A 16,233-nucleotide genomic window follows, 5' to 3' on the forward strand; every position below is an offset into this window, starting at 1 on the left:
CGTGCGCCGGGTTACGGGGGGCGGGCGCCTGCGGCGTCGGCGTGGACCAGGTCGGGGGTGTGTAGGGCCGGGGTGTGTACGGCTCGCGCGGGAGGGTCGCGGCCGCGGGAGCCACCGGCGCGACCGTCGGGGTGACCGGCGCGGGCGCCTGCGGCGTCGGCGCGGACCACGTCCGGGGCGTGTACGGCTCCGGCGCGGCGTGGGCCGCCGGCCGCGGGGTGTACTGCGTGTGCGTCGGCGCCGCGGGCAGGGCCGGCGTCGCGGCGATGCGCAGCTCCTGGTGGATGCGGCCCGAGAGGCTCGCGGCGATCGCGAAGCGGAGGGGCGCGAGGTTCTCCACCGCCATCGAACCGGTCACGGCGGGCGGGGGGACGAAGGCGAAGACCTCGTCGTCGGCGAGGGTCATGCCGCGGCCCTCGGCCTGGTGCAGGGTCTCCTCCAGCAGGTACTCGGCCCGGCCGTCCGCCGACTCGAGCTCCGCGAACATCTCGTCCATGCTGCGCCACTGCAGCTCGAGCGTGCCCTCGACCGTGTCCAGGAACCACCAGCCTTTCGGCGATTCCAGGAAGATGTCCCCGAAGCACGACGCGAACCTGGGCACCTGATCGGTGACGCCGAGCCAACCCCACGAGGCGAGAGCGAAGTCGTAGGCGACAGGGGCGAACTCTCGGATCAGGTGCACACCTCGATGTTGCCATGATCACACTCTGAAAAAAAGGACTGCGACGGACATATCCCTTCTGTCCGCAACCGTTTTACGAGCGTGTTACACGCGGTTCGCCCGCATGGGCTGCACGACGACGCGCGGGGCCTCGCGGACCCACCAGTGGCCTGTCTCGGCGCGCTCGGCGGGGGTCGTGTACCGGTAGCGCCAGGCGACGGCGCGGACCCAGCGAGGGCGGGCGCCGTCGAAGGGGTCCGTGCGGAGCAGGCGGAGCGTCGGCGGGTCCGCCTCGAGGAGCCGGCGCAGCAGCACGACGAACCAGTCCGCGGAGTGACCGAGGGGCAGGAACCACATCTGCCAGTCGAGCCGGAGATGGTACGGCGCCCACTGCGGCGGACGGCGCGCCGGGTCGCCGGGCTTGCCGCGGAACTCGTATTCCTTCCACGCGGCAGGATCGGAGGGCGGGTCGCTCGCCGCGGGTTCGTCGGCCTCTCTCCACGCGGCAGGATCGGAGGGCGGCCCGCCACCGGGCGCGTCGGCGTCCGTCCCCTCGACGACGATCTCGATCCGCTGCTTCGTCATCGACCCGAACGCCCCGTAGGTGTTGACCAGCCGGAACGGCTCGAACGACGCGTTCATGCGCTGGTGCGGGGAGGCCAGGTTGAGCGCGGGCCGCACGGACAGGACGGCCAGCAGCAGGATCGCGGCACTGACCACGACCACGTAGGCCACGGGCGCGTCGGCCGCGGCGGCGGCGTGCTGCCCGGACGGCCCGGCGACGGCTGCCACGGGAAGCCCGGTCCAGCCCAGCAGCCACTCCCACGTGCCGTCCGAGATCACGCCGAGCCCCAGGAGGATCGTGGCCCAGTTGAGCCACGCGAAGTTTCCGGTGACCACGAGCCAGCCCTGCGTCAGCACGACGGCGATGCCCGCCACCGAGGCGAACGGCTGGGGCAGGAACAGGAGCCACGGCAGGCCGAGCTGCGTCACGTGGTTCCCCGCCACCTCGAACCGGTGCCACCAGCGCGGCAGGTGATGGGCGTGCCAGGAGAACGGGCCGGGCATGGGCTGGGTCTCGTGGTGGTAGTCGAGCGCGGTCAGGTCGCGCCAGGCGGGGTCGCCGCGCCACTTGATGAGCCCGGCGCCGAGCTCGATGCGGAACAGCAGCCAGCGCACGGCCAGGATCGTGAGGAACGGCGTGGCGACGCCGTCGTCCGTGCCGAACGATCCCGGCGAGCCCAGGAAGGCGACCAGGAACCCCGCCTCGCACAGCAGCGTCTCCCAGCCGTACCCGTAGAACCGTCCTCCGGCGTGCACCACGGACAGGTACCCGAACCACAGCGCGCCGAAGCAGAGCATCGGCACCCACCAGTCCCCGGCCTGCGGCAGCCCGACGACGGCCGCCGCGCCGAGCGCGATCCCGCACCACGCGACGACCACGAGGAGCCGGTCGGAGTAGCGCACGCGGAACAGGCTCGGGCCGTCGCGCCAGGTCGTGGCCGCCAGACGGCGAGGCGCGGGGGTGAGGCCGTGCGCGCCGCACAGCGGGCGGAACTGGCGCAGCACCCCCCAGAACGCGACGACGTAGAGCGCGCCGAACCCGCGCTGGAGCACCTGCCGCGCCACGTCGTAGTCGCTGGTCGTCCACCAACTCAGCCAGTCGGGCATCGGCGCTCCTCCGGGTCGGCAGGTCGGTGCGCAGGGCGGGTCAGGACGCGGCGGCGAGCAGATCCTCGTCGGCGAAGCTCCGCCCTACCGCGGCCAGCCGGGCGATGAGCTCGCGCGCGGGGGGCGTGGGCGCTCCGATGGTGAGGGCCATGATCCGCCGGATGGCGCCCGGCAGGGGAGCGGTCACCACGCCCGGGTCGCGGTGCGCCCGCAGCGTGAGGGCCGGGACGGTGCTCACCCCGGCCCCGGACGCGACGAGCGCCTGGATGGCGACGTAGTCGTCCGTCTCGAACGCGATCCGGGGCGCGAACCCGGCCTGGGCGCAGCGGGCCAGCAGGTCGGCGCGACATCGTTCGCACCCCGCGATCCAGTCGGCGTCGGCCAGGGTCGCGAGGGAGGGCGGGTCGGACACGCCGCCGGTGGCGTCCGCGGGCGCGTCGGCGACCGAGCGCACGAGGTGCACGGGTTCGTCGAAGACGTCGGTCACCTCGAAGCGGGACAGGTCCTCGATGCTGCGGGTGTGCGCGACGTCGGTGTGCTCGAAGACGAGCGCGACGTCGACCTTCCCGGCGCGCAGCGCGTCGACGGCCTCGGGCGGCTCGGCCTCGAGCAGGCCGACGGCCAGGCCGGGGAGGTCGTCGCGGAGGTTCGCGACGGCGGCGGGGACGATCGTGGCGAGCGCGGAGGGGAAGGCGGCGAGACGGGCCCGCCCGGCGCGCATCTCGGCGAGGGCCTCGAGCTCACGGGCGGCGCCGTCGACACGGGCCAGGATCTCCTCGGCGCGGTCCGCCAGGAGACGGCCGGCCTCGGTGAGGCGGACGCCGCGGCCGGCGCGCTGCAGCAGCGGGATCCCGGCCTCGGACTCCAGACGGGACAGGTGGTGGCTGACCGACGGCTGCGCGTAGCCGAGCACGCGGGCCGCCGATGTCACGGAGCCGGTGCGGGCGACGGCCGCGAGGACACGCAGCCGGGTCAGGTCGAGGTCTGCGGGCATGGGACCAGCCTACGCCCCTTGCATCGGTGATGACTATATGTTCCGACGAAACCTCGTATTGGACCTATGGGTTGGTGCCGGGGGAGAGTGTGGGGCATGACCGCCGCACCCACCGCCGTGACAGCCACCGCCGCCCAGGCCGCGCCCGGGATGCGCGACGTGCTCTCCGCCCGCGCGCGGATCGAGCACCTCGTCGTGCGCACCCCGGCCACCTCCTACCCCGAGCTCGACGCCGCCACCGGCGCGCACGTCGTCGTCAAGCACGAGAACCTGCAGCACACGGGTTCGTTCAAGGTACGCGGCGCCCTCAACCTCCTGCTGTCGATGACGCCGGGGGAGCGCGAGCGCGGCGTGGTCGCCTACTCCACCGGGAACCATGCCCAGGCGCAGGCGTACGCCGCACGGCACACCGGCGCGCCGGCCACGATCGTCATGCCGGCCGGCCCGACGCCGCCGAACCCGCTCAAGGTACGCGCTGTGCGGGCGCTCGGCGCGCGCCTCGAGCTCGCCGGCCGGTCGCTCACCGAGGCCGCCGGCCACGCCGCGCACCTCGCCGCCCGAGACGGAGCCCGGCTCGTGTCGGCCGCCAACGAGCCGGCCCTCGTCGCCGGCGTCGCCACCGGCTACCTCGAGCTGTTGCAGCAGACACCGGACCTCGACGCGCTCGTCGTCCCCGTCGGCGGCGGCTCGGGCGCGGCCGCCGCGTGCCTCGTCGCCGCGGCGATCGCGCCGCACCTCGAGGTGATCGGCGTGCAGTCCGACGCCGCGCCCGCCGCACACGACTCCTGGCGGTGCGGCGAGCTCGTCGAGCGGCCCGCCGCGACCCGCGCCGAAGGGCTCGCGACCGGGGCGGGCTTCAGCCTCACCCAGTCGGTCCTGCGCGAGCACCTCGCCGACTTCCTGCTCGTGTCGGACGACGAGATCTCCGCCGCCCAGTACTCCTACCTCACCGCGGCCCGCACCGTCGCCGAGGGGGCGGGCGCGGCCGCGCTGGCCGCCGTCGTCCGGTACCCCGAACGCTTCGCGGGACGGCGCGTCGGGGTCGTCTGCAGCGGCGGCAACGCGTCCGGCGCCGAACTCCGCCGGGCCCTCGGGGAACCCGCGGCGACACCGCTCGCCTGAGACGAACGGCTCACCCGGGGAGTAGCGTCGCCCCATGGCCAGCTACCTCGAGGTCCACCCGAGAGACCCGCAGCCGCGCAACATCGCCCGGACCGTCGCCACGCTCCGCGACGCCGGCCTCGTGGCCTACCCGACCGACTCCGGCTACGCCCTCGGGGCGGGTATCGGCAACCACGACGCCGTCGGGCGGATCCGGGAGATCCGCCGCCTCGACGCCCACCACCACTTCACGCTGGTGTGCGCCGACTTCGCCCAGATGGGCCGGCTCGTCAAGCTCGACAACAGCGCGTTCCGCGCGATCAAGGCCGCCACGCCCGGCCCCTACACCTTCATCCTGCCCGCCACCGCCGAGGTGCCGCGCCGCCTCGCCCACCCGAGGAAGAAGACGGTCGGCGTGCGCATCCCCGACCATCGCGTCGTCGCCGCCCTGCTGCGCGAGCTCGGCGAGCCGCTGCTGTCCTCGACCCTCATCCTGCCCGGCGAGACCGAGCCGATGGTGGACGGGTACGCGGTGAAGGAGACCCTCGACAGGGTCGTGGACGTGGTCCTGGACGACGGCGAGACCGGGGCCGCCGAACCCACGACGGTGGTCGACTGGTCGGGCGGCTACCCCGAGATCGTCCGCGAGGGCGCCGGGGATCCCGGACGGTTCGCGTGACCCGGCCGCCCGTCGCATAACCTGGCGCCATGAGCGACGCGACCGCACAGCCGCACGGCCTCCAGCAGGCACGGGACAAGATGACGGAGGCGGGCGTGGCGCCCGCGGCCATCGAGACGTTCACGAGGTTCTACGGGATCCTGACCTCCGGCGAGACCGGCCTCATCCGCGAGGACGACGTCGAACCCCTCACCGGCATCCCGCGCCACGCCGACCTCGACATCGACCCCGGCGCGGCCGCCGAGGCCCTCGGCCGGACGGCCGTCTGCAAGCTCAACGGCGGCCTCGGCACCTCCATGGGCATGGACCGCGCCAAGAGCCTCCTGCCGGTCCGGGTCGCGGCGGACGGCACGGTCCTGAGCTTCCTCGACATCATCGCCGGGCAGATCCGGGCCGCGCGCCGGGCGACCGGCGCGCGCCTCCCGCTCATCCTCATGGACTCGTTCCGGACCAGCGACGACACACTCGCGGCACTCGGCAGGTACCCCGACCTCGCCGTCGACGGCCTGCCGCTGGACTTCCTCCAGAACCGCGAGCCCAAGCTGCTCGCCGACACCCTCGAGCCCGTCCGCTGGGACGCGGACCCGACGCTCGAATGGTGCCCGCCCGGTCACGGCGACCTCTACGCCGCCCTGCACGCCAACGGCATCGTCACCCGGCTGCTCGACGCCGGTTTCCGGTATCTGTCCGTCTCCAACTCCGACAACCTGGGGGCCGCACCCGACGCCGACATCGCGGGCTGGTTCGCCGCCTCCGGCGCACCCTACGCCGCGGAGATGTGCGCCAAGACGCCCGCCGACGTCAAGGGCGGGCAGCTCGTGCGCCGCCGGTCCGACGGCCGCATCGTCCAGCGCGAGACCGCCCAGACCCACCCCGACGACATGGCCTTCGCGCTGGACGCCGGGCGCCACCCGTACTTCCACACCAACAACCTCTGGTTCGACCTCGAGGCGCTCGGCGCGGAGCTGGACCGCACCGGCGGCGTGCTGGAGCTCCCCCTCATCCGCAACGAGAAGACGGTCGACCCGTCGGACGCCTCCTCGCCCGCGGTGGTACAGATCGAGTCCGCGATGGGCGCGGCCGTCCGCGTCTTCGAGGGCGCGACGGCGATCGAGGTTCCCCGCAGCCGCTTCCTCCCGGTCAAGACGACGAACGACCTGCTGCTGCTCCGCTCCGACGTGTACACCCTGGGCGAGGACTTCCGGCTGAACGCGACGTTCGACGCCGCGGCCGGCGAGTCCGCGCCCCTCGTCGACCTGGACAAGCGCTACTACAAGCTCATCGACGACTTCACGGCCCGGTTCGAGGCCGGCGCGCCGTCGCTGGCGGACGCGGAGTCGCTCACGGTCGCCGGCGACTGGACGTTCGGCTCCGACGTGACCGCGGTCGGGAAGGCGGCGCTGGCCGAACCGTCCGGCGGGGCGGCGGGCCGGGTGCCCGACGGCGCCACCGTGGGGCCCGACGGCATCGAGTGACCGGGCCGGACGCCCCGCGGACAGCGGTCCCGCACATTGCGGGACCGCTGTCGGTCTCCTGGTATACGTTGGCCGCGAGCCCGAAACGTGCCGGAGACGAGTGAGAAGAGCGGTCATGGACATCGGAACAATCATCGTGCTGGCGATCGTCATCGTCGTCGTCATCGTGCTGGCGTTGTGGGTGGCCGGGATCTACAACGGCCTCGTCCGGGCCCGCAACGCCTACAAGAACGCCTGGGCCCAGGTCGACGTCCAGGTCAAGCGACGCCACGACCTCATCCCCAACATCGTCCAGCTCGCCAAGGGCTCGCTCGTCCACGAGCGCTCCACGCTCGAGGCCGTCATCCAGGCGCGGTCCCAGGCGGTGAACGCCCAGTCCGCCGCCTCCGCCGCCCCCGGCGATCCCGCCGCCATGCAGGCGCTCGCCGAGGGCGAGAACATGCTGACCCAGGCCATGGGCCGGTTCATCGCCCTCACCGAGAGCTACCCCGATCTCAAGGCCAACCAGGCGCTGCTGCAGGCGATGGAGGACCTCCGCTCCACCGAGAACAAGGTGGCGTTCGCCCGCCAGGCCTACAACGACGGCGTGATGTTCTACAACAACAAGCGCGAGGTGTTCCCCGCAAGCCTCCTCGCCGGCCCGTTCGGCTTCGCGGAGGCGGCCCTCTTCGAGATCGAGGACCCGGCACAGCGCGAGGCCCCGCAGGTGGACCTCGACCTGCCCGACTACCCCGCCTGAGCACCGCATGAACTTCTTCGAGCGGCAACGGCAGGTCCGCCGCATCTCCGTCCGGCTCGTCGTCCTGTTCGCGCTCGCCGTCGCCGGCACGGTCGCCGTCGTCGACCTCGCCGTCTGGTTCGTCATCGGTGTCGGATCCCCGGCCGAGACCGTCGTGACGGCCCTGGTCGTGGCGAGTGTCCTCACGGTCGCGCTCATCGGGCTGTCGTCGCTGTTCAAGTCGATCTCGCTGCGTCGTGGCGGGGGAGCGCGCGTCGCGGAGTCGCTCGGCGGCACGGCGGTGCCGCCGGACACCCGGGACCCTGACCTGCGGCGCCTGCGCAACGTGGTGGAAGAGATCGCGATCGCGTCCGGGACGCCGGTGCCCGCCCTGTACGTGCTCGAGAAGGAGCGCGGCATCAACGCGTTCGCCGCCGGGTGGTCGCCGGCGGACGCGGCCGTCGCAGTCACGCGCGGGTCCCTGGACCGGCTCAACCGCGACGAGTTGCAGGGCGTGATCGCGCACGAGTTCAGCCACGTCGTCAACGGCGACATGCGCCTCAACATCAAGCTGATGGGGCTGCTGTTCGGGCTGCTGGTGCTGTTCGTCGTCGGGCGCGTACTGACGCTGGTGCGCGGTGGCAACCGCAACCCGACGCCGCTGATCGGCCTGGCGCTGATCATCGCCGGTGCGATCGGGATGGGCGTCGGACGCATCATCCAGGCGGCGGTCTCGCGGCAGCGGGAGTACCTGGCCGACGCGACCGCGGTCCAGTACACCCGGCAGACGGCGGGGCTCGTCGGGGCGCTGAAGAAGATCGCCGGCCTGAAGGAGAGCTCGGCGGTCCGCAATCCCCGGGCCGACGAGGTCGGCCACATGCTGTTCGGCTCCGCGAAGGGGCTCAAGGGGCAGATGCTGGCCACGCACCCGCCGCTGATCGATCGCATCCGCGTGCTGGAGCCGAACACGCGGCCGGAGGAACTGGAGCAGTTGCGACGGCAGTGGGCGACCAGGCCGCCGTCGGGCGCGGCGGAGGACCGGGCGATGGGGCTCGCCGACGGGTCCACGCGGGTGTCGGGGCAGTCGGGGTCGGGGACACCGGGGCGGGGGCACGTCCCGGGTGGGGCGCAGGCGCCGGGAAGCCGGGCGCCGGGTGAGCCACGGACGCCCGCCGGAGCGGGTCTCGGGGCGGCCGCCGACCCTGCCGCCGTGGTCGCCGCGATCGGCGGCGTCGAGCCCGACGCGCTCGACCGTGCCGGCCGGCTGCTCGATCGGATCCCCGAGCATCTGCGGGTGTCCGCGCACGAGACCGAGGGCTCGGTGTCGCTGGTGCTCGCGCTGGTCCTGTCCGCGCACCCGGACGTGCGGGCGGCACAGCTCGCAGCCGTGGGGCGCCACTTCGGCGAGGCCGCGGCCGACGAGGTGCGGCGGGCCGGGCAGGCGCTGACCGGACTGCCTCCCGAGCTGCGCCTGCCCCTCGCGGAGCTGGCGTTCCCGGCGCTGCAGCGACGCACGCCCGAGCAGCAGGACGCCATCATGGCCACGCTGCACGACATGATCGCGGCGGACGGGCGGCTGGACGTCGTCGAGTACTGCCTGTCGCGCCTGCTGCACGAACAACTCCACGAGGCGCGCCACCACCGCCCGTCCTGGGCGGGGCAGCGGTACTCCGTCGCGGCGGCCAGGACAGCGACCGCCACACTGCTCGCCGTGCTCGCGGACGCGGGGCACGACGACAGCGGGCACGACGACGCCAGGCCGGCTGCGCGAGCGTTCGCCGCCGGGCTCGGGCGGCTACCCGGCGACTGGCGGGGGGTCGCGTACGCCCCACCTGCCGCCGGCGTCGTCGCTCTGGAGCACACCTGGGGTGCGCTCGACGGCATGCCCGCGCACGCCAAGCAGCAGTTGATCGAGGCGGTCGTGACGGTGATCGGCCACGACGGCCGGATGACGGTCTCCGAGCTCGAACTGCTGCGCACGATCTGCGCCATGCTCCACTGCCCGCTGCCGCCGGTCGCGCAGGCACCGGGACGGGTCGCCTGAGCAGTCTCGTCCGATCGGCAGATCGACGGCTTGCCCGAGCGACCTGCGTGCCGGCCGGAACAGACGCCGTTCGGTTGGCTGTCGCGGCCAGGGGTCAGATGGTAGTGGTGATGGTGACGGGTCGTGATCGGGGGCCGGCGTCGCGTTTCTTGGGCGCGGCTAGAACGGTGGGCGTTGGTCGCCTCTGTCGTCTTGAGCGGCGATGTCCTGTCCTTCCGGTGATCGGTCTTGCGGTGGTTGCGCGATCGTGAGGCCGTGCGCGCGTGCGTAGCGGATGACGGGGTCGACGATCGCGGGTTCGACGGGGATGGTGGCACCCCTGGGTGCGGTCCAGCGGGTGATCCCGGTGTCGGGATCACGGGTGACCTGCCAGGTCGCATGCGTCTTCAGGTTGTGGTGTTTTCTGCACAACGGGTGCAGGTTCGTAGCTCGTGTCTGGCCGGGTTCGCCGGGTCGGCAGCGATGGTCCTTGTCGAAGGGCTCGATGTGGTCGAGGTCGGTGGCAGGTCTGCCGCCGGTGGTGGCGGGCCGGTCGCAGCCGGGGAATCGGCAGGTGCCATCCCGTGCGCCGACGGCGGCGCGCAGGATGCTGCCGGGGGTGTAGGTGCGGGTCGAGTAGTCCGTCAGGACGCCGGTGACGGGGTCGGTCAGCAGGCGGCGCCAGGTGCCGTCGGCCGCGATGCGTGCGGCGTCGTCGGCGGGGACGGGGCCGATGCCGTCCAGGATGCCCGGAGTCGTGTCCGCGGGGTCCAGGAGCATGGTGGCCGCCACGGTCACGTGGACCGTTGCCGGGACGTCGATCACGCGCAGGCGCGTGCCTGCCGGACCGGCCGCCGGGCTCGTCACTGGGCTGGTTGCCGGGCCGGTCGCGGGGCCGGTCAGGTGTACGCCGTCCGGGTCCTCGGGGACGGGGACCAGGTCTGTGTCGAGGACCGGTGCGACCAGGCTGGGCGGCGTGACGAGCATGCCCTCACCATCACCGGCACCGTCGGTGTGGTTGTCGGTGTGGTTATCGTTGTCGGGCTCGTCGCCCGGCTTGTTGCCGGGCTGGTCGTCGGTGTCGTGGTCGGGGCAGGGCAGCACGAGGCGTCCGGTCACCAGTGCGGTGAACGCGGCGGCACGCAGCGCGCCCAGGGGCCGGGTCTCGCCCGGGGTGTCCTTGAGGGCCTTGGCAGCGGCCTGGACGGCGTTGAACGTCAGCGCGGCGTCGGTGACCGGCAGGTCCGCGACGATCCGTCCGCGGCCGGGGCCGACCTGTTCGGCCCACACGTTGCAGCGGTCGGTGACATCGCGACGGCGAGCCTTGGTGCCGTGCAGGCCGGCGGCGCGGGCGTTCAGCTGTTCGCTGATCCACTTCCAGGTGCGCTTCGGCGCGACCGGGAGCAGGTCGTCGATAGCTTCACCGCGCTCGTGCGGGGTCAGGTCGGCGCCGGCACGCAGGAACGTGTCGGTCTTCTTCGCATCGATCCGTCCCGCGGCCAGCGCGTCGGCCAGCTGCGGGTACAGGCCCGTGCCCTCGCCCCGCATCGCGATCTGCCACGCCTCATGGGTGGTGACGTGCAGTTCACCGGTGATCTCCCCGGCCACCGAGTCCCGCGCCAGCGGGCCGTCGGTGCGCGCGAACAGTTCCCGCGCGGCGCTGGCCTGACCGGCCCGGGCCCAGGAGATCAGTCGCTCCCAGCCCGCCACCACGTGGCGCAGCTCCTCCTCGGCCAGGTGGTCCAGCCGGTCCGGCCGCGTGAGGTCGCGCAACGCCGCGGCCGGTATCGGGTCCGGGGCCTGCCGCGTCACCTCCTCCAGCAGGACATCGACCGGATCCAGAGTCTCGCCCGGCAGACCGTCCGGGCCGGTGCGCTCCCATGGTGCGGCATGGGCCGCGATCCCCGGATCGTCCATCGGGTTCGTCGCCAGGATTCGCGCGAGCTCCGCCTCCGTGTGCTCCGGCGGCAGGACCGGCAGACCGAACTCGTCCACCACCTCCACATCCTCGAACGCGCCGGGTGCGCACGGGTCTGGTGCGCAGGAGTCGGGAGAGCGGAGATCGAAGGAACCAGGAGTGCGCGCAGCGCCGTCGTCGAACACTCCGTCGTCGAACATCCCGTGGTCACGGAACACCGGACCCTGCATCGGTACGCACCCCCTCGTCTGCCTGCTCGTCTGCCTGCGGAGAGCACCAGCTGCGTTCGCCACCGGTCTCTAGGTCACGGTTACATGTTCGATCCTATGGTTGACAGGTGCGTTCCGCCACCGGGGCATCCAATCTGTGGATAACCCTCACCTCGGGTCGGTACACATCCGCACCGCAGGTCAGGGGCCGGATTCAGGAGAAGCGCCAGCACCTCCCGGCAGCCGCACCACCGCTCGGCGGGATCGAGGAACAGCGGATCGAGATACGGCCGGATCGGGCGCCCGAGCCCGAACAGCAGCCGAGCCCGGCCTCCGGGCACGAACGGTAGCCGGGCTCACCGACAGCCGTCAGCCCTCACACGCGCAGCCCCACGCCGTCGGCCCGGCCCGGGACGTCGACCCGGCCCGGGACGTCGACCCGGCCCGGGACGTCGACCCGGCCCGGGACGTCACCGCAGGAAGTCGTTCCCTGCGCGCACAGCCCACGCCCCGGCGAGCAGCGCCGGGAGCACGCGCCGGGCGAGCTAACTCGGCACGTCCACCACACGGCTGTCGCCGACGCCGGGGGAGAGGCTCCCCGCCGACGCGGCCGCGAGGTCGGCGTGCAGCGCGTCCAGGTGGGCGCCGGGGACGAGCAGCCGCAGCCGGGCGACGTCGTCGTACACGGGATCCTGCACGACCGAGCCGTGGGATCCCGCCCAGTCCCGCAGCAGGTTGTCGATCCGGCCGGCGTCCGAGTGCGGCACCGCCACCTCGATCTCGTGCAGGACCTCGCGCCGCAGCATCGCGCCCGTGGCGTCGGCGATGTCGAGCGCCGCCGCGACCGCACCCGAGTACGCCCGCACCAGCCCGCCCGCGCCGAGTTTCACCCCGCCGAAGTACCGGGTCACGACGGCGACGACGTCGGTCACGTGGCGGTGCCTGAGGACCTCCAGCATCGGGACGCCCGCGGTGCCCGAGGGTTCGCCGTCGTCGGAGGAGCGGGCCCGGTCAGCCCGGGGCCCGAGCACCATCGCCACGCAGTGGTGACGGGCGTCCCAGAACTCCTTCCTGATGCGGCCGACGACGGCGTCCGCCGCCGCGCCGTCGGCGACCGGTTCCAGGTGGGCGAGGAAGCGCGACTTCTTGGTCACCAGCTCGCGGTCGACCGGGCGGGCCAGGGTGCGAGGAAGGGCGGGCTCGGTCACGGCGACGAGCCTACGTGAGTGCCGGGGGCCGACGACGGCGCCCGGGGTGGCCACCTCTTCTCGACGCGCCTCGACAGCTCCTCGATTAATAGTGTGCCAAGCGCTATGCTACACACCATGACCGGCAACGATGCACCCGCACCGCCCACAGCTCCGGACGAACAGAACCCCACCGCGGAACCCCGCTACCCGCGCCCGCCCGTCACGCTCGAGGAGGCCGAGTGGGTGTGGCGCGAGCTGGCGTCCGAGGCGATGCGCCCGGACGCGAAGCCGGAGACCGCTCGGCTGGCCGTGATCACGGGGCTGGTCAGGGCCACCGGCGCGCGCTACGGCGATCTGCTGCGCATGCGGGTGGAAGATCTCGATCTCGGGCCCGAGGCGGCGCGCGCGGGCGAGGGGGTCGCCACCGTCCGGCACGGCAAGCACCGCGTGCTGCGCCGGCATCGCCTGCCGGCGGACCTGGTGGTGCTGCTCCGGCACTGGATGTCGGTGCGTGAGGAACTGGCCGTGGAGCTGGAGGGTTCGGTCCCGCGGGCACTGCTGCTCACCGTGCACCACACGCACGACAACGGCACCACGGTGGCGAGCGGCCTGCCGATCACGCGGCAAGGGCTGGTGCTCTCGTGGCGGCGGTTCGTGCATCGCACCAACGCCAGGTACGGCGCGACCCGGCCCCCGCTGCCGACCCGCTTCGAGCAGGTCCGCCGCGCCTGGACGGAGTCGGGTGCGGGGGAGGAGGGCGTCGTGGCGGAGGGCGTGCCGCGGGGCGCCGCGGCACGTTAGCCCGCGAGTGCCTTCTCGCCGGGGCGGGTTCGCGCGTCGTCAGGTGGGTCTGCTCGTCGACGCGCCTCAGCGGGTCCTGATGCCCAGCAGCGGCGTGTCCGGACGGTGGGACGGCAGCTCGTGGAAGCCGTAGGCGTCGTAGAAGGCCCGGGCTCCCGTGTTCGCCGGGTCCATGCCCAGGTGCACCCCCGGGACACCACGCTCGGCCAAGGCTGCGCGCAGCGTGTCCAGCAGGCGACGGCCCAGGCCTCGGCGCTGTCCCTCCGGCAGCAGGTCGATGTGCAGGTGCGCCGGGTGGTCCGCCAGTTCTGCCGGGGTGATCCCGCGCAGCATGCGGCCCGGGTCGCCGCCGTCGCGGACCAGCGCCTCCTCGGTGTACCGGTAGTCCCGGCCCATCGGTCCGGGCCGGGGGTGCCGGGCGCGGAAGCCCGGTGCCCACTCGGTCTCGTACCAGTCGACGAACTCGCGCGTGTCGGCCACGGCGACGACGTAGCCGACGACGCCGCCCGAACCCCCTGCCGGTGCACCGGCAGGGTGTCCCGCCCCGCCGTCGTCCACCACCCATGCCAGGTCCGGCGCGTACGTCACGTACGGCAGGCAGTACACCTCGGGCATCAGCATGTCGTCGGAGTAGATGCCCCGGGCGTCCTGCCCGCCGGCCGCCGTCCGGACGCAGATCTCCGTGACGGAATCCCGGTCATTGGGCTGGTAGGGCCGGATTGTTGAGCCGCTGCCGCGGTGGTTGGCGATCACAGGGGAACAATAACGATTCGAGCCGTGGGATCGCCCACATCTTGTTGCCGAATTGTGACGGCGACATGACAGTGTCAATAAAGTCCGTTACGGTTGATGGGCGATGCAGCCCTCCGACGAAGACCATAACGAAGCACGGACCAGCGAGGACGTGGGACTGAAGGAGCCCACCATCCACGACGGTTCCGCCATGTGGCGGATCGCCAGGGATTCCAGGACGCTCGATCTCAATTCGTCCTACGCCTATGTGCTGTGGGCCCGTGACTTCGCCGCCACGTCGGTGATCGCGACGGTCGACGGACAGCCGGCCGGTTTTCTCACCGGCTACGTCCGTCCCGACGAGCCCACCACGCTGATGGTGTGGCAGGTCGCGGTCGACGCCGCGTTCCGCGGGCGTCGGCTGGCCGCCAGGATGCTCGACCACGTGGTCTCCGCCGCGCCACGGTGCACACATCTGGAGACCACCATCACCGCGGACAACGCGGCGTCGATCGCACTGTTCACCTCGTTCGCGCAGGCGCGTGGCGCCGCCGTCGAACGCACGCCCCTCTTCACCGAGGAGATCCTCGGAGGAGGGCACGACACGGAGCACCTGTTCCGTATCGGCCCGGTCGCTCCAGCGGCCTGACAACCATCCTCGACCCCTCACGCTCGATCCACACGAGACCTACCGTCGGCTGCCGCACGGCGCAGACCGCGGTGACAACCATGCCCGGGAGCGATACCCCATGTCCCAGACCACCATCTTCGACGAGCTCGAATCGCAGGTCCGCAGCTACTGCAGGAACTGGCCGGTCGTGCTCGCGACCGCGGAGGGATCCACGGTCACGACGGAGGACGGGAGGGAGTACCTCGACTTCTTCGCCGGTGCCGGCGTGTTGAACTACGGGCACAACCACCCCGAGCTCACCGAGCCGCTGATCGACTACCTGCGCTCCGGCGCGATCGTGCACTCCCTCGACATGCACACCGTCGCCAAGCGGGAGTTCCTCGCGAACTTCCGGGACTACGTCCTGCGGCCCCGGGGCCTCGACTACAAGGTGATGTTCCCCGGCCCGACGGGCACCAACTCGGTCGAGAGCGCGCTCAAGCTCGCCCGCAAGGTGACCGGGCGCCAGCACATCCTGTCGTTCACGAACGCGTTCCACGGCATGACGCTCGGTGCGCTGTCGGTGACGGGCAACTCGATGAAGCGCCAGGGCGCCGGTCTTCCCCTGACCAACACCTCGAAGATTCCGTACGACAACTACTTCTCGGGTGCCGTCGAGGACTTCCTCTGGCTGGAGCGCGTGCTCGAGGACAGCGGTTCCGGCGTCGACCTGCCGGCCGCGATCATCGTGGAGACCGTCCAGGGCGAGGGCGGCCTGAACGCCGCCCGCCCCGAGTGGCTGCGCGCGCTGGCGGACCTGTGCAAGGCGCACGAGATCCTGCTGATCGTCGACGACGTGCAGGCCGGCGTCGGCCGGACCGGCACCTACTTCAGCTTCGAGGAAGCCGGCATCACCCCCGACATCGTGTGCCTGTCCAAGGCCCTGTCCGGCTACGGCCTGCCCATGGCCCTCACCCTGGTGCGCCCCGACCTCGACCAGTGGGAGCCCGGCGAGCACAACGGCACGTTCCGCGGCCACAACCCGGCATTCGTGACCGGCGCGGCCGCGCTGAAGAAGTTCTGGGCCGACGACGCCTTCGAGAAGCAGGTCCGGGAACGTGCCGCCGAGCTGCGGGACGGCCTGCAGCAGATCGCGGACGGCTACGAGAACGCCGTGGTCAAGGGCCGCGGCATGCTCACCGGCATCGAGTTCCCGGACAAGGAGGCCGCCGGGAAGATCGCCGCGGCGGCGTTCCAGCGCGGGCTGCTGGTGGAGACGTCCGGCCCCGAGAGCGAGGTCCTCAAGACGATGCCGCCGCTGACCATCACCTCCGAGGAGGTCCGGCGCGGGCTCGGCATCATCGCCGGCGCCACCGCCGACGTGCTCGGGACTCCCGTCGAGACCGTCGCCTGAGGCCGCGGGCTCCATCACGCGAACCGACGACGGCGGG

General features: G+C 72.5%; 14 protein-coding genes. 8 read left to right on the top strand and 6 right to left on the bottom strand.

The genetic code is table 11. From position 1 onward, the window contains the following. The 3 genes from IIE03_RS04105 to IIE03_RS04115 form a co-directional block, all read right to left on the bottom strand. Positions 1-682, bottom strand: a 682-nt coding sequence (locus IIE03_RS04105; RefSeq protein WP_192861480.1) for a T6SS immunity protein Tdi1 domain-containing protein, incomplete at its 3' end; no start/stop codon positions are given. An 84-nt stretch (positions 683-766) separates the two neighbouring features. Beyond that, the gene (locus tag IIE03_RS04110) at positions 767-2,332 is read right to left on the bottom strand and encodes a lipase maturation factor family protein (protein ID WP_192861481.1); all 1,566 of its coding nucleotides are present in this window, start codon (positions 2,330-2,332) and stop codon (positions 767-769) included. A gap of 40 nt (positions 2,333-2,372) precedes the next feature. Then, positions 2,373-3,326 (bottom strand): LysR family transcriptional regulator, encoded by a 954-nt coding sequence (locus IIE03_RS04115; protein ID WP_192861482.1) that lies wholly within the window; start codon positions 3,324-3,326, stop codon positions 2,373-2,375. A 96-nt stretch (positions 3,327-3,422) separates the two neighbouring features. Here IIE03_RS04115 and IIE03_RS04120 point away from each other — a divergent pair, with 96 nt between their 5' ends. The 5 genes from IIE03_RS04120 (at position 3,423) to IIE03_RS04140 (ending at position 9,343) form a co-directional block, all read left to right on the top strand. Further along, positions 3,423-4,448: a threonine ammonia-lyase gene (locus IIE03_RS04120; RefSeq protein ID WP_192861483.1), complete on the top strand. Its 1,026-nt coding sequence runs from the start codon at positions 3,423-3,425 to the stop codon at positions 4,446-4,448. 34 nt (positions 4,449-4,482) lie between these two features. Continuing rightward, positions 4,483-5,106, top strand: coding sequence for an L-threonylcarbamoyladenylate synthase (locus IIE03_RS04125; protein ID WP_192861484.1), 624 nt, complete (start codon positions 4,483-4,485; stop codon positions 5,104-5,106). Positions 5,107-5,135: 29 nt separating this feature from the next. Beyond that, positions 5,136-6,581, top strand: coding sequence for a UTP--glucose-1-phosphate uridylyltransferase (locus IIE03_RS04130; RefSeq protein ID WP_192861485.1), 1,446 nt, complete (start codon positions 5,136-5,138; stop codon positions 6,579-6,581). Positions 6,582-6,696: 115 nt separating this feature from the next. After that, the gene (locus tag IIE03_RS04135; RefSeq protein WP_192861486.1) at positions 6,697-7,320 is read left to right on the top strand and encodes a LemA family protein; all 624 of its coding nucleotides are present in this window, start codon (positions 6,697-6,699) and stop codon (positions 7,318-7,320) included. Between the two features lie 7 nt (positions 7,321-7,327). Continuing rightward, positions 7,328-9,343: a M48 family metalloprotease gene (locus IIE03_RS04140; RefSeq protein ID WP_192861487.1), complete on the top strand. Its 2,016-nt coding sequence runs from the start codon at positions 7,328-7,330 to the stop codon at positions 9,341-9,343. 159 nt (positions 9,344-9,502) lie between these two features. Here IIE03_RS04140 and IIE03_RS04145 read toward each other — a convergent pair whose 3' ends face one another. Both IIE03_RS04145 and IIE03_RS04150 read right to left on the bottom strand, forming a co-directional pair. Continuing rightward, positions 9,503-11,470 carry an HNH endonuclease signature motif containing protein gene (locus IIE03_RS04145; protein ID WP_192861488.1) on the bottom strand — a complete coding sequence of 656 codons (1,968 nt, stop codon included), beginning with the start codon at positions 11,468-11,470 and terminating at the stop codon, positions 9,503-9,505. Between the two features lie 524 nt (positions 11,471-11,994). After that, a complete protein-coding gene (locus IIE03_RS04150) occupies positions 11,995-12,657 on the bottom strand; it encodes an IMPACT family protein (protein ID WP_192861489.1) in 663 nt (220 codons plus the stop codon). 117 nt (positions 12,658-12,774) lie between these two features. Here IIE03_RS04150 and IIE03_RS04155 point away from each other — a divergent pair, with 117 nt between their 5' ends. Then, on the top strand, positions 12,775-13,440 hold the full coding sequence (locus IIE03_RS04155) for a tyrosine-type recombinase/integrase (RefSeq protein WP_192861490.1): 666 nt from the start codon (positions 12,775-12,777) through the stop codon (positions 13,438-13,440). Positions 13,441-13,506: 66 nt separating this feature from the next. Here IIE03_RS04155 and IIE03_RS26625 read toward each other — a convergent pair whose 3' ends face one another. After that, positions 13,507-14,193: a GNAT family N-acetyltransferase gene (locus IIE03_RS26625; protein WP_318842790.1), complete on the bottom strand. Its 687-nt coding sequence runs from the start codon at positions 14,191-14,193 to the stop codon at positions 13,507-13,509. A 151-nt stretch (positions 14,194-14,344) separates the two neighbouring features. Here IIE03_RS26625 and ectA point away from each other — a divergent pair, with 151 nt between their 5' ends. Both ectA and ectB read left to right on the top strand, forming a co-directional pair. Next, positions 14,345-14,821, top strand: coding sequence for a diaminobutyrate acetyltransferase (gene ectA / locus IIE03_RS04165; protein ID WP_318842791.1), 477 nt, complete (start codon positions 14,345-14,347; stop codon positions 14,819-14,821). A 100-nt stretch (positions 14,822-14,921) separates the two neighbouring features. Further along, on the top strand, positions 14,922-16,196 hold the full coding sequence (gene ectB, locus IIE03_RS04170; RefSeq protein ID WP_192861492.1) for a diaminobutyrate--2-oxoglutarate transaminase: 1,275 nt from the start codon (positions 14,922-14,924) through the stop codon (positions 16,194-16,196). Positions 16,197-16,233 lie beyond the last annotated feature (37 nt).

Origin of the sequence: Myceligenerans pegani, from assembly GCF_014892515.1 — a bacterium.
In the GTDB taxonomy this organism is placed as follows: domain Bacteria; phylum Actinomycetota; class Actinomycetes; order Actinomycetales; family Cellulomonadaceae; genus Myceligenerans; species Myceligenerans pegani.